This window comes from Oricola sp., assembly GCF_022763245.1.
Classification (GTDB): Bacteria; Pseudomonadota; Alphaproteobacteria; order Rhizobiales; family Rhizobiaceae; genus Oricola.
In genome coordinates, this window is the sequence record NZ_JALEGV010000014.1 from 318,965 (window position 1) to 344,274 (window position 25,310).

General features: G+C 68.5%; 13 protein-coding genes. 4 read left to right on the forward strand and 9 right to left on the reverse strand.

The genetic code is table 11. The features are described from left to right. Positions 1 to 19: 19 nt before the first annotated feature. From MRY80_RS09300 to MRY80_RS09320, 5 genes are read right to left on the reverse strand one after another with little or no spacing between them, the layout of a single operon-like run. The gene (locus MRY80_RS09300) at positions 20 to 1,270 is read right to left on the reverse strand and encodes an ABC transporter substrate-binding protein (RefSeq protein WP_293290311.1); all 1,251 of its coding nucleotides are present in this window, start codon (positions 1,268 to 1,270) and stop codon (positions 20 to 22) included. A gap of 50 nt (positions 1,271 to 1,320) precedes the next feature. Then, on the reverse strand, positions 1,321 to 2,856 hold the full coding sequence (locus MRY80_RS09305) for an aldehyde dehydrogenase family protein (protein ID WP_293290313.1): 1,536 nt from the start codon (positions 2,854 to 2,856) through the stop codon (positions 1,321 to 1,323). A 2-nt stretch (positions 2,857 to 2,858) separates the two neighbouring features. Continuing rightward, positions 2,859 to 3,626, reverse strand: coding sequence for an enoyl-CoA hydratase/isomerase family protein (locus tag MRY80_RS09310; RefSeq protein ID WP_293290315.1), 768 nt, complete (start codon positions 3,624 to 3,626; stop codon positions 2,859 to 2,861). Next, positions 3,623 to 5,194 carry a CoA-transferase gene (locus MRY80_RS09315; protein WP_293290317.1) on the reverse strand — a complete coding sequence of 524 codons (1,572 nt, stop codon included), beginning with the start codon at positions 5,192 to 5,194 and terminating at the stop codon, positions 3,623 to 3,625. Before MRY80_RS09315 ends, MRY80_RS09310 begins: the two co-directional genes overlap by 4 nt. Further along, on the reverse strand, positions 5,191 to 6,198 hold the full coding sequence (locus tag MRY80_RS09320; RefSeq protein ID WP_293290319.1) for a Gfo/Idh/MocA family oxidoreductase: 1,008 nt from the start codon (positions 6,196 to 6,198) through the stop codon (positions 5,191 to 5,193). The genes MRY80_RS09315 and MRY80_RS09320 overlap by 4 nt, the downstream gene beginning before the upstream one ends. A 299-nt stretch (positions 6,199 to 6,497) precedes the next feature. On the opposite strand from MRY80_RS09320, the gene MRY80_RS09325 reads away from it, so the two are divergent. Genes MRY80_RS09325 through MRY80_RS09335 form a run of 3 tightly spaced genes read left to right on the forward strand, consistent with a single transcriptional unit; the run spans position 6,498 to position 17,717 of the window. Continuing rightward, positions 6,498 to 11,954 (forward strand): alpha-2-macroglobulin family protein, encoded by a 5,457-nt coding sequence (locus MRY80_RS09325; RefSeq protein ID WP_293290321.1) that lies wholly within the window; start codon positions 6,498 to 6,500, stop codon positions 11,952 to 11,954. A 2-nt stretch (positions 11,955 to 11,956) separates the two neighbouring features. After that, entirely contained in the window at positions 11,957 to 14,053 is a 2,097-nt protein-coding gene (pbpC, locus tag MRY80_RS09330; RefSeq protein ID WP_293290323.1) for a penicillin-binding protein 1C, read from the forward strand. A gap of 10 nt (positions 14,054 to 14,063) precedes the next feature. After that, positions 14,064 to 17,717, forward strand: a complete 3,654-nt coding sequence (locus tag MRY80_RS09335) for a CHAT domain-containing tetratricopeptide repeat protein (RefSeq protein WP_293290324.1) — start codon at positions 14,064 to 14,066, stop codon at positions 17,715 to 17,717. 15 nt (positions 17,718 to 17,732) lie between these two features. Here MRY80_RS09335 and MRY80_RS09340 read toward each other — a convergent pair whose 3' ends face one another. From MRY80_RS09340 to MRY80_RS09350, 3 genes are all read right to left on the reverse strand, one after another. Next, positions 17,733 to 19,295 (reverse strand): sulfatase-like hydrolase/transferase, encoded by a 1,563-nt coding sequence (locus MRY80_RS09340; protein ID WP_293290326.1) that lies wholly within the window; start codon positions 19,293 to 19,295, stop codon positions 17,733 to 17,735. Continuing rightward, positions 19,292 to 21,721: a TRAP transporter fused permease subunit gene (locus MRY80_RS09345; RefSeq protein ID WP_293290328.1), complete on the reverse strand. Its 2,430-nt coding sequence runs from the start codon at positions 21,719 to 21,721 to the stop codon at positions 19,292 to 19,294. The genes MRY80_RS09340 and MRY80_RS09345 overlap by 4 nt, the downstream gene beginning before the upstream one ends. A 64-nt stretch (positions 21,722 to 21,785) precedes the next feature. Continuing rightward, the gene (locus MRY80_RS09350) at positions 21,786 to 22,760 is read right to left on the reverse strand and encodes a TAXI family TRAP transporter solute-binding subunit (RefSeq protein ID WP_293290330.1); all 975 of its coding nucleotides are present in this window, start codon (positions 22,758 to 22,760) and stop codon (positions 21,786 to 21,788) included. Between the two features lie 103 nt (positions 22,761 to 22,863). Here MRY80_RS09350 and MRY80_RS09355 point away from each other — a divergent pair, with 103 nt between their 5' ends. After that, on the forward strand, positions 22,864 to 23,778 hold the full coding sequence (locus tag MRY80_RS09355; protein ID WP_293290332.1) for a LysR family transcriptional regulator: 915 nt from the start codon (positions 22,864 to 22,866) through the stop codon (positions 23,776 to 23,778). Between the two features lie 57 nt (positions 23,779 to 23,835). On the opposite strand, the gene MRY80_RS09360 is transcribed toward MRY80_RS09355, so the two are convergent. Beyond that, a complete protein-coding gene (locus MRY80_RS09360) occupies positions 23,836 to 25,218 on the reverse strand; it encodes an aspartate aminotransferase family protein (RefSeq protein WP_293290334.1) in 1,383 nt (460 codons plus the stop codon). Between the last annotated feature and the right edge of the window lie 92 nt (positions 25,219 to 25,310).

A 25,310-nucleotide genomic window follows, 5' to 3' on the forward strand; every position in this document is an offset into this window, starting at 1 on the left:
CCCGTCCCCTTGTCGCGACTTACTGCGCCAGTTCGACGGCGGAGACGAGTTCGGAGACGGCCGTCTCGGAATCGTACTCGCCGTTGAAGTGGGCGGTGATCACGTCATACATGGCGTTCTTGATCGACGCCGGATTGGCGTGACCGTGGGCCATCGAGCCGAACAGGTTGCCGGAGGACGACGCGGCGGCCAGGTCCTTCATGCCCTGCTTGCCGCAAGCGTCGAAATCGGCGTCCGGAACATCGACGCGCGCCGGGACCGAGCCCTTGACCACGTTGAAGGCCGACTGGAAGGTCGGCGACATGATCGCCTTGGCGAGGGCGGCCTGCTCATCCGACGGCGTGTCGCCCTGCTTGAACAGCGCGAACTGGTCGGAGTTGAAGGTCACCTGGTCCTGCGTGCCCGGGAAGCGGAAGCACAGGAAGTCTTCGCCCGGCGCCTTGCCGGCATTGAGGAACTCGCCCTTCGCCCAGTCGCCCATGAACTGGAAGGCGGCTTCGCCGTTGATGACCATGGCAGAGGCCAGGTTCCAGTCGCGGCCGGAGAAGTTGTCGTCGACGAAGGACCGGATCACGGCCATGCGGTCGAAGGCTTCCTTCATCGTGTCGGAGCCGAGCGTGTCGGGATCGAGGTCGATGAAGGCCTTCTGGTAGAACTCGGGTCCGCCGGTCGCCATGGCGACGGCGTCGAACACCGTTGCGTCCTGCCAGGCCTGGCCGCCATGGGCGACGGCGACCTTGCCGGCGTCCTTGACCGCCTGCATGGCGGCGACCAGTTCGTCCCAGGTGGTCGGCTGGGCGATGCCGAGCTCGTCGAGGATCGCCTTGTTGGCCCAGACCCAGTTGGTGGAGTGGACGTTCACCGGAGCGGCGACCCACTGGCCATCATACTTGGAGAACTTCTGCAGCGCGCCCGGCACGACGTCGTCCCAGCCTTCGGCGGACGCCACGTCGTTCAGGTTGGCGAGCGCGCCTTCCTTGGCCCAGTCAGTGATGTCGAAGCCGAGCATCTGCACGGCGGTCGGCGCGTTGCCGGAGGTGACGCGGGCGCGCAGCACGGTCATCGCCTGGGTGCCGCCGCCACCGGCGACCGGCATGTCCTGCCAGCCGATGCCCTGCTTCTCGAGATCCTGCTTCAGCACGTTGAGCGCCGCGGCTTCACCGCCTGACGTCCACCAGTGCAGGACCTCAACGTCGCCGGCATGGGCAAAGCTCACCGACGAGGCGAGCACCGCGAAAGCCGCGACTGTCTTTCCGATTGTCGAACGCATGGACTTCCTCCTCTTTTGCGTTTTATTCCGCTGCCGGGATGTCATATCGGTCAGCGTTTTCTTACCCAAGGCGCGCGCGTGCGGCCGATCCGCATCGCCACGGTCTTCACCTCGAGAAACTCCTCCAGGCCGTATGGCCCGATCTCCCGTCCCTGTCCGGACTGTTTCATTCCGCCGAAGGTCATTTCGGGGAACCCGTCCATCCAGGTGTTCGTCCAGATGGTGCCGGCGCGCGTGCGCCGCGCGAAGTCCAGGCAGGTATGGACATTGTCGCTCCATATGCCGGCCGACAGGCCATAGGATGCGTCATTGGCAAGCGCGATCGCGTCGTCGGCGTTTTTGAAGGTGAGCACCGACAGGACCGGGCCGAACACCTCCTCGCGCGCGATCGCCATCTCCGGGCGGACGCCGGCGATCACGGTCGGCTGGTAGAACTGGCCGTCGAGCCCCGGGACCGACAGCACGCCGCCGCCGAGACAGACATTGGCGCCTTCGGCGACCGCCTGGCGGACATAGGTGTCGATCTTGGCCTGGTGCTCCGGCGTGACGATCGCGCCGACCTGCGTCGCCGGGTCCAGCGGATCGCCGAAGGCCACGTCGCGCGACAGTTCGACGACGCGCGCGATGAATGCGTCGGCGATGTCCTCGTGCACGATGATGCGGCTCGACGAATTGCAGCACTGGCCGACATTGAAATAGATGCCGAAGGTGACGGCGTCGGCGGCGCTTTCCAGGTCGGCGTCGGGGAAGATCACCTGCGGGTTCTTGCCGCCGAGCTCCAGCGCCACCTTCTTCAGCGTCGCGGCGGCCGAAGCCGTGATCGACTTTCCGACGGCGGTGGAACCCGTGAAGGTCACCATGTCGACGTCCGCATGGGTCGTCATCAGGCTGCCCACCGGCTGGCCGTAACCGAGCACGATGTTGACGACGCCGGCCGGCAGGCCGGCCTCGATCAGCAATTCGCCCATCATCACAGTGGTCGAGGGCGTCATTTCCGACGGTTTGACGACGCAGGTGCAGCCCGCGGCCAGCGCGAAGGGCAGCTTCTGGCTCAGGATCCAGAACGGGAAGTTCCACGGCGTGATGATCGAGACGACGCCGATCGGCTCCTTCAGCACGACCCCGAGCATGTCCTCGCCCAGAGTGTTGTGGCTGTCGCCATGCAGCGTGCGGGCAAGCGAGGCGGCATAGCGCCAGAGATCGGCCGCGCCCGACACCTCGCCGCGCGACTGGGTGATCGGCTTGCCGCTCTCCAGCGTCTCGATCAGCGCCATGCGCTCGACATTGGCCTCGATCAGGTCGGCGACCTTGAGCATCACGGCCGCGCGTTCCTTGCCCGAGATGCGGCTCCAGACGCCGCTCTCGAAGGCGGCGCGCGCCGCCGCGATGGCCGCGTTGGTCTCGTCTTCGCCGCCCTTGGCCGCACGGCTCACGACGACGCCATGCGCCGGCGAAACGCGTTCGACCGTCTCGCCGCCGGCGCTGTCGCGCCATTCGCCGGCGATCAGGTGGCGGGCGACGAAGGGATCGGCGGGAATGCCCGACGGGTCGAATGCGGAGATGAGGTTGAGGTCGTGCGTCGTCATGCTCAGTTGCCCGGGAATTGCGGTTTGCGCTTGGCGCGGAAGGCGGCGACGCCCTCGGCCTTGTCGGCGCTGGCGGCGATCATGCCGCTGCCCAGCGCCTCGACCATCGCGGCACGGTCTTCGCCGGCGGCCGCGTGGATCATGTATTTCGCCACTTCGGCGGCGCGGGGCGACGCGCCGAGCGTCGCCTCGGCGATGGCGCGGGCCGCGGCCCGCGGGTCGTCGGCGATTTCGGCCACATAGCCGAGCGCCAGCGCCCGTTCGGCGGAGATTCGTCGGCCGAACACCGCCATTTCCTTGATCACCGGTTCGGGCAGCAGCCGCGCCAGGCGCTGCGTGCCGGACCAGCCCGGCACGATGCCGACGCCTGCCTCGGGCAGCGACAGGGTTGCGGTCGGGGCGATGACGCGCAGATCGCAGGCCGAGGCCAGCTCCAGCCCGCCGCCGAAGGCGTGGCCGGAGATTGCCGCCACGGTCGGCTTGGAAAGGCGTGCGAGACGGTCGAAAATCCGGTGACCGTCCCGCACCCAGTGCCTGGCGAATTCGGCGGGAGGCAGTTCCGACCAGGCAGTGATGTCCGCGCCCGCGCAAAAGGCGCGGTCGCCCTCGGCGGTGAGGATCACCGCGCGCACCGTGGCGTCGCGTTCCAGCGCGGCGCAATGGGCGTCCAGCGCTTCCAGCATCGGCACGGTGAGGGCGTTCAGTTTCGACGGGTTGTCGAGGCGCAATTCCGCGACCGGCCCGTCGACCAGGAGGTGCAGCGCGCTCATGGCGTCCACCCCATCGGCGCGTTCGACAGAAGCGCTCTCGGCATGGTCACGGCATTCGGCGCGACCTGCACCCGGCCGCGCGAGGCGGCGACGATGTCGGTCTCGGGAACGATGCCCGGCATGATCTCGGTGGCGACGAGGCCTTCGTCGCCGAGGCGCATGACGCAGCGCTCGGTGATGTAGAGGACCTCCTGGCCCTGCGCGCGGGCACGCTTGCCGGAGAAGGTCACGTGTTCGACGGTTTCCACCATCTTGGTGAATTTGCCGGGACGCTCGACCGTCACGCCGTCCTCGGTCAGCGCGATCGCCGCGCCGGCCTCGAACCAGCCGGAGAAGACGATCTTCTTCGCATGGGCGGTGATGTCGACGAAGCCGCCGCAGCCCGCGGTCAGATAGGGCTTCTTGCCGAGCTTGGAGACGTTGACGTTGCCTTCGACGTCCACCTCGAGGAAGGAGAGGAAGGACATGTCGAAGCCGGCGCCCTGGAAATAGATGAATTGCTGCGGCGACGGCACGAAGGCGTCGGCGTTCGACGCGCAGCCGAAGGCGAAGCCGGTGAGCGGCATGCCGCCGACGGCGCCCTGCTCGATCGCCCAGGTCACGGCCTCGGGATGGCCTTCCTCCAGCAGGATGCGCGGCACCATGGCGCTGATGCCGAAGCCGAGATTGGCCGTCATGCCGCGCTTCAGTTCCATCGCGGCGCGCCTCGCGATGACCTTCTCCACGCCGTGCTCGGCCAGCGTGAAGCTCGACCACGGGCGCATGATCTGGCCGGAAATCGCCGGGTCGTAGGGCGTTTCGCAGGTCTGTTTCTGGTCGGCGTCGATGACGACGAGATCGACCAGGTGACCGGGCACGCGCACGTCGTGCGGCCGCAGGCTGCCCGATGCGGTCACGCGCTCGACCTGGGCGATGACGATGCCGCCGTGATTGCGCACCGCGATCGCCTGTTCGAGCCCGCCGAGATAGGCGCCTTCATGCTCGTAGGTCAGGTTGCCGCGCTCGTCGGCCGTGGTGGCGCGCAGGATGCAGATGTCCGGCACGATGTTGGGGAAGTGCAGCCAGGTCTCTCCGGCGAAATCGACGCGCGAGACGATCGGTCCGTCGGCGCCCTTGGCGTTCATCGCGCAGCCTTCGCGGATCGGGTCGACGAAGGTTTCCAGGCCGATCTTCGTCAGCACGCCCGGGCGCCGCGCCGCCGCCTCGCGATGCATGTCGAACAGGATGCCGGACGGCACGTTGTAGGCCGCGACCCGTTCCTCGACGATCATCTTCCAGATTTCGGGCATGGGCAGGTTGGACGGACCGGACGGATAGGAGCCGGCCAGGATGCGCGTCAGCAGGCCGTCGCGGGCGATGTGGTCGATACCCTTGACGCCGTACATGTCGCCGGCGGCGATGGGGTGCAGCGTGGTCAGGCCGCGCGGATGGCCTTCGGCCTCGAAGCGCTCGCCGATCGCCTTCAACACGAGGTCGGGGCAGCCGAGCGCCGAGGACGACGAGACCGTCACCACCGCGCCGTCGGGTATGCGTGACGCCGCTTCCGCCGCGCTGACCAGCTTGCTCACTTCGCGTCTCCGTAGTCGACAGTCTGGCGGACGCCGCTCAGCGCGGCCTCGCGCACGGCAAGCGCGACGGCCAGCGATTTCACGCCGTCCCATCCGGTCGCCGCGGGCTGGCCCCTGCCGGCCACCGCCTCGGCAAAGAGGCGCACGCCCTCCACGTAGAGATCGTGATCGTCGAACGGGACGGCCTCGCGTCCTTCCGCGGTCACGAGTTCGATCTCGCCGACGGGGTTCTGGGTCATCACGCCGCGCGCGAAGATCGACCCTTCGGTGCCGTGCACCTCGACGCCGCTTCCGGCGAAGGGGTGGGTGAAGCTCTCATGGCTCATCACCATCGCGCCCGAGGGCATCGACCAGACCGACATCGCCGAATCCTCGACGCCCTGGCCGAGGCCGGTCTCGCCGATCTGCCCGACCACGGTTTCGGGATCCTCGCCGAGCAGGAAGCGCGTGACGTCGGCGTCGTGGACGGTGATGTCCGGGGTGACGCCGCCGCCGGCTTCGGCCGCTTTGATGCGCCAGCCCTGCAGGTTCTCCGGCAGGTAGACCGCGTGATGGACGCGCAGCGACAGGACCCGGCCGACGCGACCCTGCGCGATCAGGTCGCGGACGGCGCGGTGGCTGCCCGAGCAGCGCAGATGGTGGTTCGTGGCGAACACGACGCCGGCTGTTTCCGCCGCCCGCACCATCGCGGCGGCATCGGCCAGCGTCATGGCGAGCGGCTTCTCGCAGAGCACGTGCTTGCCGGCGTCGATCGCCGCCATGGCCTGTGCGAAGTGCTTCTCGTTGGTGGTGGAGATGTAGACGGCGTCGACGGACGCGTCGGCGAGCGCCGTGTCGAGATCCGTGCCCGAGGTCGCGATGCCATGGGTTTCGGCATAGGCCGCGCCGCGCTCGGCGGAGCCGCTGACCACGCGAACGACCTCGCCGTCGGGCTGCGCCCGCATTGCCCGGATCATGTATTGAGCAGCGATCGTGCTTGCACCGATGAGCGCCCAGCGCATCATCCATCCTCCCCTGAACTGGAACGTTCCAATTCATACTGGAACGTTCCAATTCCTGTCAAGGCGATTTCCACAGGAAGCTGACCCTTCGCCGGAAACGAAATGAAACCGGGCTTACGCAGGGGAAAATGCAGCATCGATAACGCGATAATGCGGCGTGTCACATTTTGTGCGCAAAGCTCCCCTGTAATGGTCCCAACACCGGTCGCCGTGGCGCAATCGTGCGACGATCGAATGCTTGCCGCTTATGACAGGACCAGCGCGAGGCTGCCTCCTGTCCTGACCAGGGGAGGTCCGTCACTGTGATCAAGCGCGCACTCTTTCTTGCCCTGTCCGCTCTCGTATCGAGCCTTCTTGCGGTGAATCTCGCCGCCGCCCAACAGGACGGGCGCCGGGCCATCGTCAGCCAGGACGGTGACTATTACGGCTTCGACATTTCGACGGCGAAGGACGTCAGTCTGGACCAGTGCCAGACGCTGTGCCTGTCCAACGGCAGCTGCCGGGCCTTCACCTACAACGCCAAGGTCAACTGGTGTTTCCTCAAATCCGACTTCGGCCGGCTGCAGCCTTCCCCCGGCTCGATCGCCGGTCGCGTCGTCGGAAACGGATCGGAACCGGATCTCGGCGCGCCCCGCGAACTGACGTTCGCCAGCGGCTACACGACGCTCGCCACCAATTACCGCAGCAATCTCATCGCCGCCCTGCCGGCCAATTTCGCTGACAGCGTCGGGGCCCTGTCGGCGCAGGGCGAGGCGGCCGCGCGATCCGGCGATCCGCGCACCGCGCTGGCCAAGTTCGGCCTCGCCGCCGCGCTCGCGCCGGAAGACTCCGCCTCCTGGGCGGGCATAGCGCGGGCCGCGATGGCCATCGACGCGCAGTCGAACGAGCGCCGCAAGCTGCGCGAGACCGCCGCTGCCGCCGCCTTCAACGCCTACCAGACCTCGCGGACCCTCTCGAACCGCGCCGACGCGCTGGCCCTGATGGGACGCGCCTTCGAGGCGATGACCGACGGACGGCCCGCCATCGAAGCCTACAAGGCGAGCTTGGAACTGGCCGATTCCGCCGAGATCCGCGACGCCTATGCCGCCGCGCGCAGCCGCTACGGCTTCCGCATGCTCGAACACACGGTCGACGCCGAGGCGGCGACGCCGCGCGCCTGCGTGCAGTTCTCCGAAGACCTCGCCGCCGCCGACTTCTCCAGCTTCGTCACGCTGGACGGCGCGTCGCCGCAGTCGCTCGTCGTCAACAGCCGCGAGATCTGCATCGACGGTCTCGATCATGGCGGCCGCTACCGCATCACGCTGCGCGCCGGCCTGCCGTCGAAGATCGGCGAGGTGCTGGAAAAGCCGGTGGCGCTCAACATCTTCGTGCCGGACCGCCAGCCGAGCCTGCGCTTCACCGGCGACAATTTCGTGCTGCCGGGCACCGCGCGCCGCGGCATTCCGATCATCTCGGTCAACACCGACAAGGCCGATATCGAGCTCTATCGCGTCGGCGATCGCGGCCTCGCCCGGGCCCTGGCCGAGGAGCGTTTCCTGACGCAGCTGCGCGGCTATTCGCTGGAACAGATCCGCGCCGAGATCGGCGAGCCTGTCTGGAAAGGCGAGATCGACATCCGCAACGAGCTGAACAAGGAAGTCACCACCAGCTTCCCGGTCGACGAGGCCGTGCCGCAGCGCAAGCCGGGCGTCTATGTGATGACGGCCAAGGCGGCGGGCGACCGCAGCGACTACTGGGATCCGAAGGCCACGCAATGGTTCGTTGTCTCCGACATCGGGCTGACGACGTTTACCGGCGAGGACGGGCTGACCGTCTTTGCCCGGTCGCTCGGCGGTGCGCAGCCGATCGACGGCGTGGCGCTGACCCTGATCGCGCGCAACAACGAGGTGCTGGGCGAAGTGGTGACCGATGCCGAGGGCATGGCGCGCTTCGAGCCGGGCCTGACGCGCGGCGAGGCCGGGCTTGAGCCCGTCGCGCTGACCGCGCAGGGCGAGGGCGACGATTTCGTCTTTCTCGACCTCGTGGAAGCGGGCTTCGACTTCTCCGACCGCGGCGTCACCGGCCGTCCGGCCGCGGGCGCGCTCGACGTGTTCGCCTGGACGGAACGCGGCATCTATCGCGCCGGCGAGACCGTGCACGCCCAGGCGCTGACGCGTGACGGCGCGGCGCGTGCCGTTGCCGACCTGCCCGTCGTGTTCATCTTCACCCGTCCCGACGGCATGGAAGACCGCCGCATCGTCTCCAGGGGCGCTGAAGCCGGCGGCCATTCGGTCGACCTGACGCTGCAGAGCAACGCGCAACGCGGCGCCTGGACGATGCGCGTCTACACCGATCCCGACGAAGAGCCGCTGGCCGAGAAGAACTTCCTGGTCGAGGATTTCGTGCCGGACCGGGCGGAATTCACGCTGACCGGCGGCGGCATGGTCATCGGCCAGCCGACGGAACTGCAGGTCGACGGACGCTTCCTCTATGGCGCGCCGGCGGCGGGTCTGACGCTGGAGGGCGATCTCTCCGTCGCCACGACGCAGAGCTGGAGCGCCTTTCCTGGCTACGTCTTCGGCCTGACCGACGAGGATGTCAGCGAGGTCGAACGCACCGAGGGGCTCTATGACCTCCCGGCGCTCGACGGGGACGGCAAGGCCGTGTTCGAGGTCGGTCTCGACGAGGCCGCTGACACGACGCGGCTCCTGACCGGAACGGTCACCGTGCGCATGCGCGAGAATGGCGGCCGGCCGGTCGAGCGGTCGCTCGCCCTCGACATCGCGCCGACCACCGAGATGATCGGCATCCGGCCGAATTTCGCCGACTTCCAGGTTCCCGAAGGCGGCACGGCCGGCTTCCAGGTGATCGCGGCCGGCACCGACGGCCGGCGCATCGACATGCAGGGCATGAAATGGTCGCTGGTGCGCGTCGAGACGCATTACCAATGGTATCGCGACGGCACCTACTGGCGCTACGAGCCGGTTGAAATGACGACCAAGATCGCCTCCGGGACGATCGACGTCACCGCCGACGACGCGGGCACCATTTCCGCGCCCGTCGACTGGGGCCGCTACCGCCTTGACGTCTCGTCGCCCGATGTAGCCGGACCGATTTCGAGCGTCGAGTTCCATGCCGGCTACTATGTCGAGGCTTCGTCGACCGACACGCCCGACGGGCTGGAGATCGCGCTCGACAAGGGCAAATACGCGCCCGGCGAGACGGCGAAGCTCAAGATCTCGCCGCGCTTTGCCGGCGAGGCGCTGATCACGGTCGGCTCCGAGCGGCTGCTCGCGACCTTCTCGGCCTCCGTGCCGGAAGGCGGGACGACCGTCGACATTCCGGTCAGCGCCGACTGGGGCGCGGGCGCCTATGTGACCGCCACGCTTTTCCGGCCGGGTGACGCGGAGAAGACGCGCATGCCGATGCGCGCCATCGGCGTCAAATGGCTGGGCGTCGATCCGGGCGAGCGGGCGCTTGCCGTCACGCTTGATGCGCCGGAGCGCATCGAACCCAACTCGACCCTGACGGTTCCGGTCTCCGTGGCCGGGCTGAAGGCGGGCGAGGAGGCCTATGTCACGCTGGCCGCCATCGATGTCGGCATTCTCAACCTGACGCGCCACGAGCCGCCGGCGCCGGAAGGCTGGTATTTCGGCCAGCGCCGTCTCGGCCTGGAGATGCGCGACCTCTACGGCCGGCTCATCGATGGCTCGGCCGGCGAGATGGGCAAGCTGCGCACCGGCGGCGACGGCATGGGGCTGCGTCCCAATGGCAGCCCTCCGACCGAGAAGCTGCTGGCGCTCTATTCGGGCATCGTGCGGCTCGACGCCGACGGCAAGGCGACCGTCAGTTTCGACGTGCCGCAGTTCAACGGCACGGCACGGCTGATGGCGGTTGCCTGGTCGGGCGAGGGCGTCGGCCACGGCACGCAGGACGTGATCATCCGCGATCCGGTGGTCATCATGGCCAGCACGCCGCGCTTCATGGCGGTGGGCGACACGACGCAGATGCTGGTCGAACTCGCCAACACCGACGGGCCGGCGGGCGACTACGAGCTCAGCATCGCGCCGAGCGAGGAACTGTCCGCCAGCGTCCAGACGATGACCGTCGCGCTTGCCTCGGGCGCCCGCGAGTCCGTGCGGCTGCAGCTTTCCGCCGAAGAGATCGGCAGCGGCACGGTCACCGTGCGGCTCGCCCATGCCGACGGGATTGCGCTGGCGGCCACCCGCTACGTTCCGGTGCGTGCCGAGACCCTGCCGGTCACGACGCGCATGGAGGTGCCGCTCGCGGCCAATGGCGGCGCGATTTCCATCGACCGGGAATTGCTGGCCGCCAGCATCCTCGACGGGGCGTCCGTCTCCGTCGGCGTGTCGCGCGACACGGCCTTCGACATCCCGTCCTTGCTGATGACGCTCGACCGGTACCCCTATGGTTGCGCCGAGCAGACCACGAGCCGGGCCCTGCCGCTGCTCTATGTCTCGCAGCTGGCGCGCAATGCGGGCCTGCCGGACGATCCGGACCTTGCCAAGCGCATCCAGGGCGCGATCGACCGGGTCTTGAACTACCAGTCCTCCTCCGGCAGCTTCGGGCTGTGGGGTCCCGGCGGCGGCGACGAATGGCTCGACGCTTATGTCACGGATTTCCTCACCCGGGCGCGCGAGCAGGGCTACGACGTGCCGGAACAGGCGATGATGCAGGCGCTGGACAATCTCCAGAACACGCTCGCCTATTCCAGCGACCTGGCCTCGCAGGGCAGCGAGATCGCCTATGCGCTCTATGTCCTGGCGCGCAACCGGCGGGCCTCGCTTACCGATCTGCGCTACTATTCGGAAACCCAGATCGACGCGTTCAAGAGTCCGATGTCGCGTGCGCAGCTCGGCGCGAGCCTGGCGCTCTACGGCGACCAAACAGGCGCGGAAAACGCGTTCAGTTCGGCGCTGACGCTGGCGCGGGCCACCGGGCCGCAATCGGTCTGGCGGACGGATTACGGTTCGCGGCTGCGTGACGGGGCGGCCATGCTGGCGCTGGCCGCCGAGACCCAACCTTCCGTTTCCTCGGTCGAGGAAATGATCGGCTACGTCTCCGGCATCCGCAAATCGACGCGCTGGACCTCGACGCAGGACGAGGCCTGGATGCTGCTCGCCGCCCGCGCGCTCGCGGCCGACGAGAACGGCATCGATCTCGACGTCAACGGCACGACCCATGACGGGCCGTTCGCCGAGCGCGTCGAGGGATCGCTGCTCGTAACAGCGCCGATCCGCGTGACCAATCGCGGTGACAACCCGGTCGACGTGACGATCACCACGGTCGCCGCGCCGAAGCAGCCGCTGCCGGCCGGCGGCGACGGCTTTGCCATCCAGCGCCGCTACTATTCGCTGGAGGGCGAGGAGGTCAGCGTCACGGAGGTCAAGCAGAACGAGCGCTATGTCGTCGTCCTGACGGTGAACGAGCTCAACGCCTGGCCGTCGCGGATCCTCGTCACGGACCTGCTGCCGGCGGGCTTCGAGATCGACAATCCGAACATCGTCGGATCGGCCGAACTGACCAACTTCCCGTGGCTCGGCAACGTCTCCTACGCCCATAGCGAGTATCGCGACGACCGCTTCGTCGCCGCGTTCAACCGCTCGGGCCGGGGCGACCGGGAGTTCTCGTTCGCCTATGTCGTGCGCGCGGTGACGCCGGGCAACTACGCCCATCCGGCCGCCAGCGTTGAGGACATGTACCGGCCCGGCCTGTCGGCGCGCACGGCGACCGGCCGCATGCTGGTGACCGCCGAGTGACCATGACGCGGTCACGACGCAGATGGCGGATCGCCGCGGCGGCGGGACTTGTCGCCGTGGCGCTGCCGCTTGTCGGCGCCGGCGCGTTCCTCGCGCTCGACCGCGCCTATCCCCTGCCGCCGCTCGGTGAGATCGCCGTCTCGCCGCAGGTGGTCGATCGCGACGGCCGGCTGCTGCGCGCATTCGCCACCGAAGAGGGCCGCTGGCGCCTGCCGGTCGGCCTCGACGAGGTCGATCCGCAATTCGTCCGCTTGCTGATCGCCTATGAGGATAAGCGGTTCCGCGACCATGCCGGTGTCGATCCGGCGGCGATGCTGCGCGCCGGGCTCCAGTTCATCGCCAATGGCCGCATCGTTTCCGGCGGCTCGACGCTGTCGATGCAGCTTGCCCGGCTGAGCGATGTCGGCGGCGGCCGCAACCTGTCGACCAAGCTCACCCAGATGTTCCGCGCGCTGCAGATCGAGCGGCGGCTGACCAAGGACGAGATTCTCGAGCGTTACCTGACGCTCGCGCCCTATGGCGGCAATATCGAGGGCATCCGCGCGGCGTCGCTCGCCTGGTTCGGCAAGGAGCCGAAGAAGCTGCGCCTGTCGGAGGCCGCGCTGCTCGTGTCGCTGCCGCAGGCGCCGGAAACGCGGCGGCCGGACCGGCATCCGCAGGCGGCCCGAACCGCGCGCGACCGCGTTCTGCAGCGCATGGCCGATGCCGGGGTGATCGAGCCGGTCGAGGTGGCACGCGCGTCGGCGGCGAGCCTGTCGGGCGACCGCCGCCGCCTGCCGGCGCTCGCCCCGCATCTGGCCGAGGCCGCCATCCGCGCCAAGCCGGACGAGACGCGCATCGCGCTGACGCTCGACCGCGACATCCAGCAGGCGCTGGAGACCGTCGCCCGCAACGCCGCGACCCGGCTCGGGCCGAAACTGTCGCTCGCCCTGATGCTGGCCGATGCGCGCACCGGCGACATCCTGGCCGAAGTCGGCGCGGCGGACTATTTCGATTCCTCGCGCGCCGGCTGGGTCGACATGACGCGCGTGCCGCGCTCGCCCGGCTCGACGCTGAAGCCCTTCATCTACGGGCTGGCGCTGGAACAGGGCGTCATCATGCCCGAAACCATGATGCGCGACCGGCCGACCAATTTCGCCGGCTATCGGCCCGAGAATTTCGACACGACCTACCAGGGCGACGTCAGCGTGCGCGCGGCGCTGCAGATGTCGCTCAACGTGCCGGCCGTGCAGCTTCTGGAGACGGTCGGCCCGGCGGCGCTGATGCAGCGATTGAGACGAGGGGGCGCGGAGCCGGTCCTGCCGAAGGAGGAGCAGCCCGGTCTCGCGATCGGGCTCGGCGGGATCGGCCTCTCGCTGGCCGACCTCGTGCAGGCCTATGCGGCGTTCGCCAATGGCGGCAACGCGGTCACGCTGACCGACGGCATCCATGGCGTGCGCGAACCCTACAAGCTCAGCACCGTCCTCTCGGCCAAGGCCGCATGGCAGGTGAGCGACATCCTGTCCGGCATCCCCGCGCCGGCAGCGTCCGCGGCGCGGCCCATCGCCTACAAGACCGGCACCTCCTACGGCTATCGCGACGCCTGGTCGGTCGGTTTCGACGGCCGCTACGTGCTCGGCGTCTGGGTCGGCCGCCCCGACAATGGCGCGGTTCCGGGCTCCACCGGCATCACCGCCGCCGCGCCGATCCTGTTCGAGGCCTTCGCGCGCTCCGGCTTGGCGCCCGAACCGTTTGCCGGCCCGCCGCCCGGCGCCCGACGCATCGAGCGCGCGGACCTTCCGGAGGGGCTGAAGCGCTTCGTGCCGAAGGGCGCGGAGCTGGTGCCGGTCGCCGGCGCCACCAGCGATCCGGAGATCGTCTATCCGCCGCAGGGCGCCCGCGTCGAACTGGCCAGCGCGTCGGGCGATGAATTCTCGCCGCTGATCCTGAAGCTGCAGGGCGGCCGCGCGCCGTTCCGCTGGATCGCCAACGGCCGGCCGCTCGACGGCCTCTTCCGCCGCCGCACCGCCGCCTGGGTGCCCGACGGCAAGGGCGTCTCCAAGCTGACGGTCATCGATGCGGCCGGCAAGGCGACGACGGTCGACATCCTCATCCAGTGAGCATGAAGGAATGACATTCGTGATCCGGCGCATCCTGCGATCGCTTGCGGCATCGGCGGCCCTGACCGCCTCGATCGCCGCCATGCCCGTTCCCGCCGCAGGCGAGACCTCGCCGGTCGAGGGGCAGGGACAGGAAACCATGCACGCCGGTCCCGACATTCGCGAGCCGGACGCCGCCGAGCAGGCGCGGATGGCGGATCTGGAAAGCGCCATGCGCGACGCCTTTTCGGCCGGCGACCACGCCGCCGCGGCGACGGCGGCGCGCGCCCTTCTGGCCATGGAGCAGGCGACCTGGGGCCCCGAGCACGGCCAGACCGCCGGCACGCACTATTTTCTCGGGCGGGTCGCGGAGGAGACGGGCGACCTTGAGGGCGCGGCCGACGCCTACCGGACGGGACTTTCGATCGCCCGGCGTCGCCTCGGCGCCACCGACCCGCTGACGGCGCGGTTCGAGGAAGCGCTCGGCTATGTCGGTTTCTTCCTCGGCATCGGCGCGCTCCAGGAGGGCGATCTGGCAAAGGCGGAACTGCGCCTGAAGGAAGCCCTGCCGCTCAATCAAAGCGCCACCGGCCCGCAAAGCGAGAACACGCTCTACAATCTCGACGCGCTGGCGATCGTGCTCGCCGAGCGCAACCGCCCGTCGGAGGCGCTTCCGCTACGCCGTCAGACCTACGAATTGCAGTCGAGCCTCGCCGGTCCCGACGACGCGACGACGCTGGCCTTCGGCGAACAGCTCGCCTTGCTGCTGCAGCAATCGGGCAAGGCCGACGACGCCATCGCGCTCTACCGCGATCTTGCGCGGCGGCGCGAGGCGGCGCTCGGGCCCGACCATCCCGATACGCTCGTCACCCTCAACAATCTCGCCGTCGCGCTCAACGCGGCCGGCCGCTATGACGAGGCGCTGCCGCTCGACCGGCGGGTCGCCGCGATGCGGGCGACGGTGCTCGGCGAGACCGACCCGGAAACCCTGATCGCGCGCGCCAATCTTGCGTCCACGCTCTCCAATCTCGGGCGCTATCGCGAGGCCGCCGCGCTGCAGGCCGAGGTGCTGGATGTGCGCACCGCGACGCTCGGCGCCGACCATCCCGAAACGCTGCACAGCATGACGGAGCTCGGCATCGCGTTCGCGAAACTCGGCCGGCTGAGCGAGGCGGAAACGATCCAGCGCCGCGCTGCCGAGACGCTCCGCGACGTCGTCGGCCCGGAGGCGCGGCAGACCCTGTTCGCGCAGCACAGCCTTGCGACGACGCTCAATGCCGAGGGCCGCTTCGAGGAGGCCGAGAGCCTGTTCCGCACCACGCTCGCCGCGCAGGAGGCGGTGCTGGAGGCGGGTGATCGCGACACGCTGTCGACGGCCGGAAACCTCGCCCTGCTGCTGGCGAAGACCGGCCGGACCGAGGAAGCCATCCGCCACCAGGAGGCGATCTTCGACCTGTCGGCGCAAACGCTCGGCAGGGCCCATCCTGACACGCTCGCTGCGGCCGGGAACCTCGCCTCCAGCTATTTGCGCATCGACGATCCGGCTGCCGCCGAACCGCTCAACCGCGAGGTGCTGCGCCTCAGCGAGTCGGGTTACGGGCCGGACCATCCCTACACCCTGACCGCGCGCAACAATCTGGCGGTGACTCTTTCCGCGCTGGGTGAGCGCGATGCGGCCGCCATGCAGTACGATGCGGTGCTGAAGGTCCGCAGCGCGCTGCTTCCGGCCGATCATCCCGAACGGCTCACCAGCCTGTTCAACGCCGGCGTCGGCCATTTCAAGACGGGGGACCTGGAAAACGGCTTGGCGCTCTTGTCTGCGGCCGCCGAGACGCGCGAGGCCGTTTTGGGTCCGCTGAACCCGGAGACGCTGCTCAGCTACACCACCCTGTCTCAGGCGCAATTGGCCAACGATCAACCGCGCCTCGCGCTGGCCGCGGCCCGCAAGGCGCTGGCCGGCGAACGCGAAGTGCTGACGGCGCGCGCGGGCGCGGCAGGAAGCGGGCGCGAGACCGCGGCGGAGACTTCGGCGCGGGCCGGCGCCATGGTCGCCTTTGCGGCCCATGCTCTCGCTATTGCCGAGACCGACAGCGCGGGGACGCTGCGCGACGAGGCCTTCGCGGCAATCCAGTCGCGCAGCATGGACGGCGCAGCGGAAGCCATGGCCCGGGCCCAGGCCCGCATCGCCGCCGGGCGCGTCGGTCTCAGCCGGGAGGTCGCCGCCTGGGACGACGCGCGGGCCGCGCGCGACCAGCTCGACGTGCAGCTTGCCGCAAGCGACATGGCCGGTGACGCGCCGCTGCGCCGGCAATTGTTCAAGGCCCGCGACGCGGCGGAGGAGCAGGTGCTGGCGAGCGAGAGCCGCATCCGCACCGGCTTTCCCGATTTCTACGAGCTGGTCGCCCCGCCGCCGCTCGACCTTGCGGAAGCGCGGACCCTGCTGGGACCGACAGAAGCGCTGATCCTGCTGTTTCCCGGGCGCGGACGGGAGACCGGCCTCGTCTGGGCCGTCACCCGCGACGACGCGGCATGGGCCGAACTGCCCTTGCCCGCCGACCGCATCGAGACGATGATCGCAACCCTGCACCGGCAGCTCGACGGCGGCAGTGGCACCCGCGCTGCGGCGGCCAAACGCCAGCGGCGGGTCCAGGGCTACGACCGGACGATGGCGCATGATCTCTACGCCGCGCTGTTCGGCGCCGAGGCGATCGCGGCGCTGATCGCCGACAAGCCGGACTGGATCGTCTCGCCGCAGGGGGCGCTGCTCAGCCTGCAGCTGAACGCGCTCGTCGCCCGGCCGCCGCAGGGCGAAGACACCGATCCGGCGGCGCTGCGCGACACCGCCTGGCTCGGGCTCGAACATTCGCTGTCGATCCTGCCGACGCTTTCCACGCTGCGCAGCGAGCGGCAGCGCGGGGGCGAGACCCGGTCCGACAACGGCCTGTTGTTCGCGCTCGGCGATCCGGAGTTCCAGGGCGCGGCGGAAGCGTCGGCGCCGGATGCGCGCCTGACCCTGCCGGCCGCGCCGCAAAGCCGGGCCGCCGGCGTGAACGCGCTGGCGCGCCTGCCGGGCACGCGCGCCGAGGTGCAGAAACTCGCCGCCCTTTACGGTCCCGACCGCAGCACGGTGCTTCTCGGCGCCGAGGCGAGCGAAGCCCGGCTGCGCGCGGAAGCCGAACGCGGCACGCTCGCCAGCGCCGACACCGTGCTTCTCGCGACCCACGGCCTGATCGCCGGAACCTTCGGAACGCTAGCCGAGCCGGCGCTCGCCTTGACGCCGCCGCAACAGCCGGAGGGACCCGAGAATGACGGACTGCTGACGGCGTCGGAGGCGGCCCAGCTGCGGCTTTCGGCGAACTGGGTCATCCTGTCGGCCTGCGACACCGCCGCCGGCGGGGCGCCCGACGCGGGCGGCCTGACCGGGCTTGCCCGCGGCTTCTTCTATGCCGGCGCGCAGAGCCTGCTCGTCTCCTACTGGAAGGTGCAGGACAACACGACGGCGCGCCTGACGACCGGCGCGCTTGCCGCGATGCGTAAGGGCGAACCGCGCGCCCGCGCCTTCCGCGCCGCGATGCAGGAGGTGGCGGCCGATCCCTCCAGCGACGCCAGCCTGTCGCTCGCCCACCCGTCGGCATGGGCTCCGTTCCAGATCATCGGCGTCAGCCGCACCCCGCCGCAGGGCTGACGGGAAAGCTGCGTCTCAGGCCAGCCGCTTGGAGCGCGGGCTTTCGTCCATCTGGTTGATCAGCGCATGGGTGAGCGTCAGGACCAGTTCGGCCCTGACATCGGCATGCTCGGGCGATTCCCAGAGGTTCCTGCGGTGCTGCGGGTCGGACCGGCGGTCGTAGAGTTCGCCCCAGTCGAGATCCTTGTAGAGCGACAGGTGCCAGTCGGGCGTCACCAGCGTGCGCACCCGCGCCGGCTGGTCGAAGCCCATGCGCTTGCCGCCGTCATTGTACTCGATGAAGACGTTCTCGCGGGCGCCGTCGCCGCCTTCCAGCACGGGACAGAAGCTCTTGCCCTGCATGCCGTAATAGGGGCGCAGGCCGGCCCGTTCGATGATCGTCGGCGCCAGGTCCACCGTCGAGGCGAGCGCCGCCGTCGAGGCCGCCTCGCGCCGGGCCGGGTCCGACCAGATCATCGGCACGCGGGTGATGGAATCCTTCGGCCAGGCGCCTTTCAGCATCAGGTTGAAATCGCCCAGATAGTCGCCGTGGTCGGCGTTGAAGACGATCACGGTGTTGTCGAAGCGGCCGCTTGCCTTCAACTCGTCGACGATCGCGCCGACCGCGTCGTCGATCATCGTGATCATCCCCGCCGTCAACGCCATCGCCTCGCGCACATGCTGGTCGGAGGCCATGAAGCTCATCTGCCGGACCTGCGGCAGGCGGCCGGCCTCGAATTCGCGGCGCGCATGCAGGAGCGGCGGCGGCGGGTTCTCGTGATCCTCGAAGCGGACGTCCAGGTCGAAATCGTCGGGGCTGTACATGTCCCAGTAGCGGCCCGGCGGATTGAACGGATGGTGCGGGTCGGGAAACGAGACGAAGGTGTAGAGCGGCGCGTCGCTTTCGGCGTTCGCGCTCAGGTAATCGACCGCGCGGTCGCGGATATAGGCAGTCGGGTAGGCCTCCTCGGGGATCGGCGTGCGGAAGGCCTGCGGGCAGGTGTAGTTGTGCGGCAACTCGTTTGCCGGGTCGGTGAGCTCGCGCCAGTTCGGATAGGTCTCGCGGAACCACTGGCGGTAATGGCCGCCGGCCTGGTCGCCGTGGCCGGTCACCATGTCGACGTGGTCGAAGCCGTAATAGGGCGTGGGAACCCGGTAGCGCCCCTCGGCGTCGTAGCGGCCGGGCTCTTCGGCCGTGTAGTCGCCGGTGTCGGGCTTCCAGGCCTCCTCGATCGGGCCGGACTGGAACGGGTTGCGGGCAAAGGGTTCGTTGTCGGTGAAGGGCTGCAGATGCGACTTGCCGATCGAGGCGGTGCGGTAGCCGCCGGCGCGCAGCACCTCGACGAAGGTGTTGGCGCGCTGCGACAGCAGGCAGCCATTGTAGCGCAGGCCGTGCACGGTCGGGTAGCGCCCGGTCATGAAGCTCGCCCGGTTGGGCATGCAGACGGGGGTGGCGACGAAGAACTGGTCGAACCGCGTGCCGCCCGCCGCCAGCGCGTCGATGTTCGGGGTCCGCACGACGGGATGGCCGCAGCAGCCGAGCCAGTCGGCCCGGTGCTGGTCGGTCATGATGAAGAGAAAATCGGGGCGCTCGGTCATGCTGCCTGTTTCATGTTCGGTTGCCGGTAGTGGTGAAGGAGGACGAGGCCCAGCGCGGCGATCGCGGCCGGCAGGTGGATCTCGTAGCCCGGCGCGACCAGGAGGGCGGCCAGGCCCAGCCGTGCCAGGATTTCCCAGCCGGCGAGCCGCGTCTTGTCGTAGCGGCTGGTCGCGCTGGCGAAGAGATAGATCATCCCGGCCGTGCGGATCAGCACCGAGACGAGGCCGACGATGGAGAACGCGTCGCCCTCGTTGAAGGCGGCGGAGACGATCAGCATGTCGGGATTGAGCGCGAACATGAACGGCACTGCGAAGATGACGATGCCGATCCTGACCGCTGTCATGCCCGTCGCCACGGGTTTCGCGCCCGCCACCGCGGCCGCGGCGAAGGCGGCCACCGCCACGGGTGGCGTGATCGCCGAGGCGACGCCGTAATAGAAGACGAACATGTGCGCGGTCATCACCGACAGGCCGAGCGAGTGCAGCGCCGGGCCGAGAATGATGATCACGGTCAGATAGGCGGGCAGCGTCGGCATGCCCATGCCGAGCAGCAGCGAGACGACCGCGCTGATCGCCAGCGTCAGGACCAGCGCGACGGAGGCCAGGTCGCTGATCTCGCGGCCGAGTTTCGACGGCAGGTCCGTCGTCGACATGACGCCGACGATGATGCCGACGACGCCGACGACCATCAGCAGCCGCCCGAAGGTGACGCCGCCCGACGCGATCGCCTGCAACAGCACGGCCGGGTTCCTGCGCACCGTCGGGCTGATGGCCGACAGCAGGATGAGCGCCAGGATCGCGGTCACCGCCGAGCCGGCCGGCGACGCGCCCTGGATCAGGCGCCAGATGACGATCAAGAGCGGGACGAGCACCAGGAGGATGACGTTGATGTAGTCCTGCCGGGTGATCTGCTGCAGGTCCTCCAGCCGCTGCGGGGCGATGCCGAGCCGCCGCGATTCAAAGACGATGGTGACGAACAGCGACAGGTAGTAGGCGAGCGCCGGGATCAGCGCCGCGATCATGATGTGCAGATAGGCGGTGCCGGTGAGGTCGGCCATGACGAGGGCCGCCGCGCCCATGATCGGCGGCATGATCTGGCCGCCGGTCGAGGCGGTCGCCTCCACGCCGCCGGCGAATTCCGCCGTGTAGCCGCGCTTCTTGATCATCGGGATGGTGATGACGCCGGTTCCCACCACGTTGGAGACCGCCGATCCCGACACCGATCCGAACATGCCCGAGGCGAGGACGGCGGCATGGGCCGGCCCGCCCTTGGTGTTGCGCATCAGCACGAACGAGATGGTGATCAGCGACTTCGCGGCCCCCGTCGCCGCCAGAAGCGCGCCAAAGACGATGAACGGCAGGACGTTGTTGAGGAGGATGCCGAGCTTGCTGCCGAGGACTGCCTTGTTGTTGTTGAACCAGAGGTTCTCGGCCACCGAGGCGTAGCCGCCATATTCGGCGTTGAAGATACCGGGCAGGATGCCGGAGACGAAGAAATAGGCGAAGGCGACCAGCCCGCAGACGGCCAGCGCGACGCCATAGACGCGGTAGCACAGATAGAGGATCGCGACGCAGCCGAGCACGGCGGTATGGGCGTCGAAGGTCGAGAACGACATCTTCTCGATGCCGACGAAGACATATTGGAACACGGAGAAGGCGATCGCCGCGAAGGCGAGCCAGTCGATCCACGTCGTGTGCTGGCCGGCGACGCCTTCCTCCCCGTCGGCGCCGAGCGTCAGCACCGTGATGAAGGAGGCGAGAAGGAACATCGCCGCGTAGTAGACATGGGTCGGGCTTGCCGGCCCGATCTGGAAATTGCCGCGGAACAGCCGGTTGTCGGCGGCGAACAGTTCGCGGACGTTGAAGTCGCCGATGCCGACATATTCGAACGGCAGGCCGGGCAGGACGGCGAGCATGCCGATGACGCCCATGGCAAGGCCCGCGGTGCGGCTCCAGCGTTCGAGCGCGCCCGCCTCGGCGTCGAGGCGCGTCAGCGCCAGGGCGAGGAAGGCGCAGACGAGAGCCGTGCACGGGATCACGCGCACGGCGAAGCTGCCGACAGCGACGGAGGCGGTCGAGATCGACATCGCGGCCTCGCCGGTCACGCTGGAGAAATCGAAGCCGATAACGGCGTCGGCGGCGGCCACGGCGAGCGCGAGCACGACGCATGCGAGACCGCGCCCGGCGGAGGGCTCGACGGCGCGAAACCGCGCCAGCGCGAGCGCGAACAGCGCGAACGAGGCCAGAAGGAGCGCGCGCGCCCAATTGATGTCGGCAAATCCGAGCGGTATCTCGGGATAGCGCTGGAGGTTGAATTTCAGCGCGATGATCATTTCGATGGAGGCCGCCGTCATCGCGAGCGCGCCCCATCCGAAGCAGCGCGACGCCAGTCGCCTGCGCTGCCTGTCCCGTTCGGTCTCAGTCATGTCGATGTTTCCGCAAGTGGGGGTTTCCCGGGCGCGGTCCCTGCGCCCGGGAGGCCGGCGCCTGTTACATGCGCTCCTGCGGGATCTCGATCCCGATTTCCTTGTAGTAGCGGATGGCGCCCGGATGCAGCGGCAGGTTCATGCCGATGAAGGGCTGTTCGGCGTTGATGCCGGCCAGGACCTTGATGTCGGACTTTGCCGCGTCGAGATTGCCCCAGAACTGCTTCGTCAGCTGGTAGGCGGTCTCCTCGTCCATGTCGGCATGCACGGCGGCCTGCATGGAGTATTCGGCGACCGTCACGTCCTCCTCGTTGACGGCGTTGGCGTAGGTTCCGGCGGGAATGGTGCCGGCAAAGCGGCTTTCCTGCGCGGTGTATTCCTTCCACACCTCGGATTGCTGGGCTTCCTCGGAGAGCGTCAGGAGACGGATCGGGCCGAGCTGCTCGATGACCGAGACGCCGATCGGGGCGGGCCGCATGAAGACCTCGAACTGGCCGTCCTGGAAGGCCTGCAGTCCGGCGCCCCAGCCGAGGTTCACCGCCTCGTAGTCGTCGCCCGCCTTCATGCCGGACGCGGCCTCGATGATCGACTGGCTCTGCCCGTTGGCGGACCCGGCCGGCGGACCGGTGAAGATGCGGCTGCCGAAGGCGTCCTGCCAGTCCTCGATGCCGCTGTCGGCCTTGACGATGGCGTGGAAGAATCCGGCGGAAAAGGCGAACAGCCCGCGCAGGTTCTGGTAGGCGGCCTTGGCGTCCTCGGAGACGTCCTTGTAGGGGCCGACGCCCTTCGACATGGCGCCCATCGCCGGTGGCGGGCAGATCGAGACGTCGATCTCGCCCATGCCGGCCTTCAGGCAGGCGCGGGTGAGCGTCTGGCCGGAATTGATCTGAAGGTCGAGGTCGCCATAGGTCGCGATGACCTGCATGGACAGCGTGGTCAGGCCCGAGGGCGTGCCCGTTTCGACGGTCAGGGTTTCGGCAAGGCATGCGGGCGTCACGGACAAGCCGGCGACAAGCGCCGTTGCGCGGATCAGATTCATCGTTCTCCTCCCTTGATGAGCTGATGCTGCGCGCGACTTTGCCTTTTCTCAGGTCTTGAGTAAAATTCGTATTTCCGCTCTTCGATACGCCAGTGCATACCTGATGGACCCCAAGCATCTCTACCAATTCGCCGTGATCGTGGACCTCGGTTCGATGAAGCACGCGGCGCGCCGGCTGAACGTGACGCAGCCGACGCTGAGCCGCATGGTCCGCATCCTGGAGGACCAGGTCGGCTCCTCGCTCCTGCGCCGCGACCGCTACGGCGTGACGCCGACGCAGATCGGCGAAACGCTGGCGCAGGAGGGGCGCGCGATCGCCGGCAGCGCGCTGCGCGCCGACGACGCGGTGGACCAGTGGCGTCTCGGCCTGACCAAGGAGTTGCGGATCGGCGTGGGGCCGGTTCTCGCCGTCGCGTTGATGGGGCGGTTCCTGGAGGACGCTCTCGCCAATGATTGGAAGAGCGCGCTCAGGATCGAGGTCGGGTCCGTCGCGCGGCTGATCAACCGCCTCGACCAGGGCGAGCTCGACGTCGTCTTCGCGCCGTCGCGGATCAACCGGGCGCAGGCAAGGCTGACCCAGGAGGTCGTGCTGGACGACCGGATCGCGATCTATGCCGGCGCGAAGAGCCCGCTCGCCGGCCGCGAGGGCATCGTTCCCAGCGAGGAACTGTCAGGCCAGAAGTGGATCGCGATGGGTGCGGTGTCGGGCCTGCGCGGATCGACCCGGGAGGTGCTTCATATGCTCGGCTTGAAGAATGACGGCGTGTTCATGAATTTCAGCGGCGACGCGACGATGACGCTGCACCTTCTCAATTCGTCGAACGTGATGTGCGTCCTGCCGCGCCGGCTGGTCGAGTTGCTGCCGGGCGAGAAGCGTTTCACCGAGGTCCGGGTGGGCGTCGACCTGCCCGCTCGCAATGTCGCGATCTGGACGTCGGGCACCAATCACGACCTTCCCGCGATCCGCCTGCTGCGCGAACGCTTCATCGCCTTCACGCAGAATTCGGCGGAGGGATAGCGACCCGCGTGACCGACGGCGACAGTCGCCGCCGTCGATCTGCAATGTCTTCGATGGTCAGCCGCGTTGCTGCGCGACCCAGGTCTCGGTTTCCCGGAGCGTCTTCTCGAAGCAGCCCAGCATGTCGCCGATCTGCTCCTCGCTGATGATCAGCGGCGGGCAGAACGCGATCGTGTCGCCGATGGCGCGGACCACGAGACCGTTCTTCTGCGCCTGCTCGTAGACGAACATGCCGAGCTTCATTGCGGGGTCGAAGGGCGCCTTGGTCTCCTTGTCGGCGACGAGCTCGACGGCGGCGATCAGCCCTGCGCCGCGCACCTCGCCGACCAGTGCGTGGTCGGACATCGCCGCGAGCCCGTTCAGCAGCACTGGCGACAGGTCGGCGGCACGCTGCACGAGGCCGCGTTCCTCGATGATCTTCAAGTTCTCCAGCGCCACCGCCGTGGCGACCGGATGGCCAGAGCCGGTGAAGCCGTGGCCGAACCCGCCGATCCGCGCCGAATTGTCGGCGACGCCTTCATAGAGTGCGTCGGAAATCATCACCGCGGCGAGCGGCTGGTAGGAGGAGGTGATCTGCTTGGACAGCACCATGACGTCCGGCTCGATGCCGTAATAGTCGCTGCCGAAGGTGGTGCCGAGCCGTCCGAAGCCGGTGATGACCTCGTCGGCCACCACCAGGATGTCGTGCTTGCGGCAGACCGCCTGGATCTTCTGCCAGTAGGTCGCGGGCGGCGGCAGCACGCCGCCGGCGGCCATCAGCGGTTCGCCGATGAAGGCGGCGATGGTCTCCGGGCCTTCCGCCAGGATCGCCTGGTCCAGCTCTTCGGCGAGCCGCGTCGCGAAATCCTCCTCGCTCTCGCCGTCGCGGGCGTAGCGATAGTGGTGCGGGCAGCCGACATGCAGGACGCCGGCGATGGGCAGGTCGAAATCCTGGTGGTTGAGCGGCAGGCCGGTCAGGCTTCCGGAGGCGACCGTGATGCCGTGATAGCCGCGAATGCGGCCGATGAACTTCTTCTTTTCCGGCCGGCCGATGGCGTTGTTGTAGTAGCGCACGAGCTTGACGACCGTGTCGTTGGCCTCCGAGCCCGAATTGGTGAAGAAGACGTGGTTCAGCCCCTCCGGCGTCATCTCCGCCAGCTTTTCTGCGAGGTCGATGGAGGGCGCGTGCGCCTTGTGGCTGAAGATGTGGGAATAGGGCAGGCGCTGCATCTGGCGGGTGGCCGCGTCCACCAGCCGCTGTTCGGAAAAGCCGACCGCGACGCTCCACAGGCCCGCCAGTCCCTCGATGTATCGATTGCCGTCGTCGTCGAAGACGTAGATGCCCTCGCCGCGCTCCATCAGGGTCGGTCCGCGCTCCTCGTGCCGGCGCGCGTCCGTATAGGGGTGCAGGACATGGCGCACGTCGCGTGCGGCGGCGGAATTGGGCTTGTGCTCGTTCATGGCAACGCCTTCCATCGGGTTTGCAGGTGTGGGCTATTCATATTTTGGCGGACAATTTTGTCAAACGCATTCTGCGCGGCTGCCCACGTTTC

What these genes read in the sequence shown, in the direction of transcription:
- MRY80_RS09300 (WP_293290311.1), bottom strand. Translation starts at nt 1,270, where the DNA reads ATGCGTTCGACAATCGGAAAGACAGTCGCGGCTTTCGCGGTGCTCGCC.
- MRY80_RS09305 (WP_293290313.1), bottom strand. Translation starts at nt 2,856, where the DNA reads ATGACGACGCACGACCTCAACCTCATCTCCGCATTCGACCCGTCGGGC.
- MRY80_RS09310 (WP_293290315.1), bottom strand. Translation starts at nt 3,626, where the DNA reads ATGAGCGCGCTGCACCTCCTGGTCGACGGGCCGGTCGCGGAATTGCGC.
- MRY80_RS09320 (WP_293290319.1), bottom strand. Translation starts at nt 6,198, where the DNA reads ATGATGCGCTGGGCGCTCATCGGTGCAAGCACGATCGCTGCTCAATAC.
- pbpC (WP_293290323.1), top strand. Translation starts at nt 11,957, where the DNA reads ATGACGCGGTCACGACGCAGATGGCGGATCGCCGCGGCGGCGGGACTT.
- MRY80_RS09335 (WP_293290324.1), top strand. Translation starts at nt 14,064, where the DNA reads ATGACATTCGTGATCCGGCGCATCCTGCGATCGCTTGCGGCATCGGCG.
- MRY80_RS09340 (WP_293290326.1), bottom strand. Translation starts at nt 19,295, where the DNA reads ATGACCGAGCGCCCCGATTTTCTCTTCATCATGACCGACCAGCACCGG.
- MRY80_RS09345 (WP_293290328.1), bottom strand. Translation starts at nt 21,721, where the DNA reads ATGACTGAGACCGAACGGGACAGGCAGCGCAGGCGACTGGCGTCGCGC.
- MRY80_RS09350 (WP_293290330.1), bottom strand. Translation starts at nt 22,760, where the DNA reads ATGAATCTGATCCGCGCAACGGCGCTTGTCGCCGGCTTGTCCGTGACG.
- MRY80_RS09355 (WP_293290332.1), top strand. Translation starts at nt 22,864, where the DNA reads ATGGACCCCAAGCATCTCTACCAATTCGCCGTGATCGTGGACCTCGGT.
- MRY80_RS09360 (WP_293290334.1), bottom strand. Translation starts at nt 25,218, where the DNA reads ATGAACGAGCACAAGCCCAATTCCGCCGCCGCACGCGACGTGCGCCAT.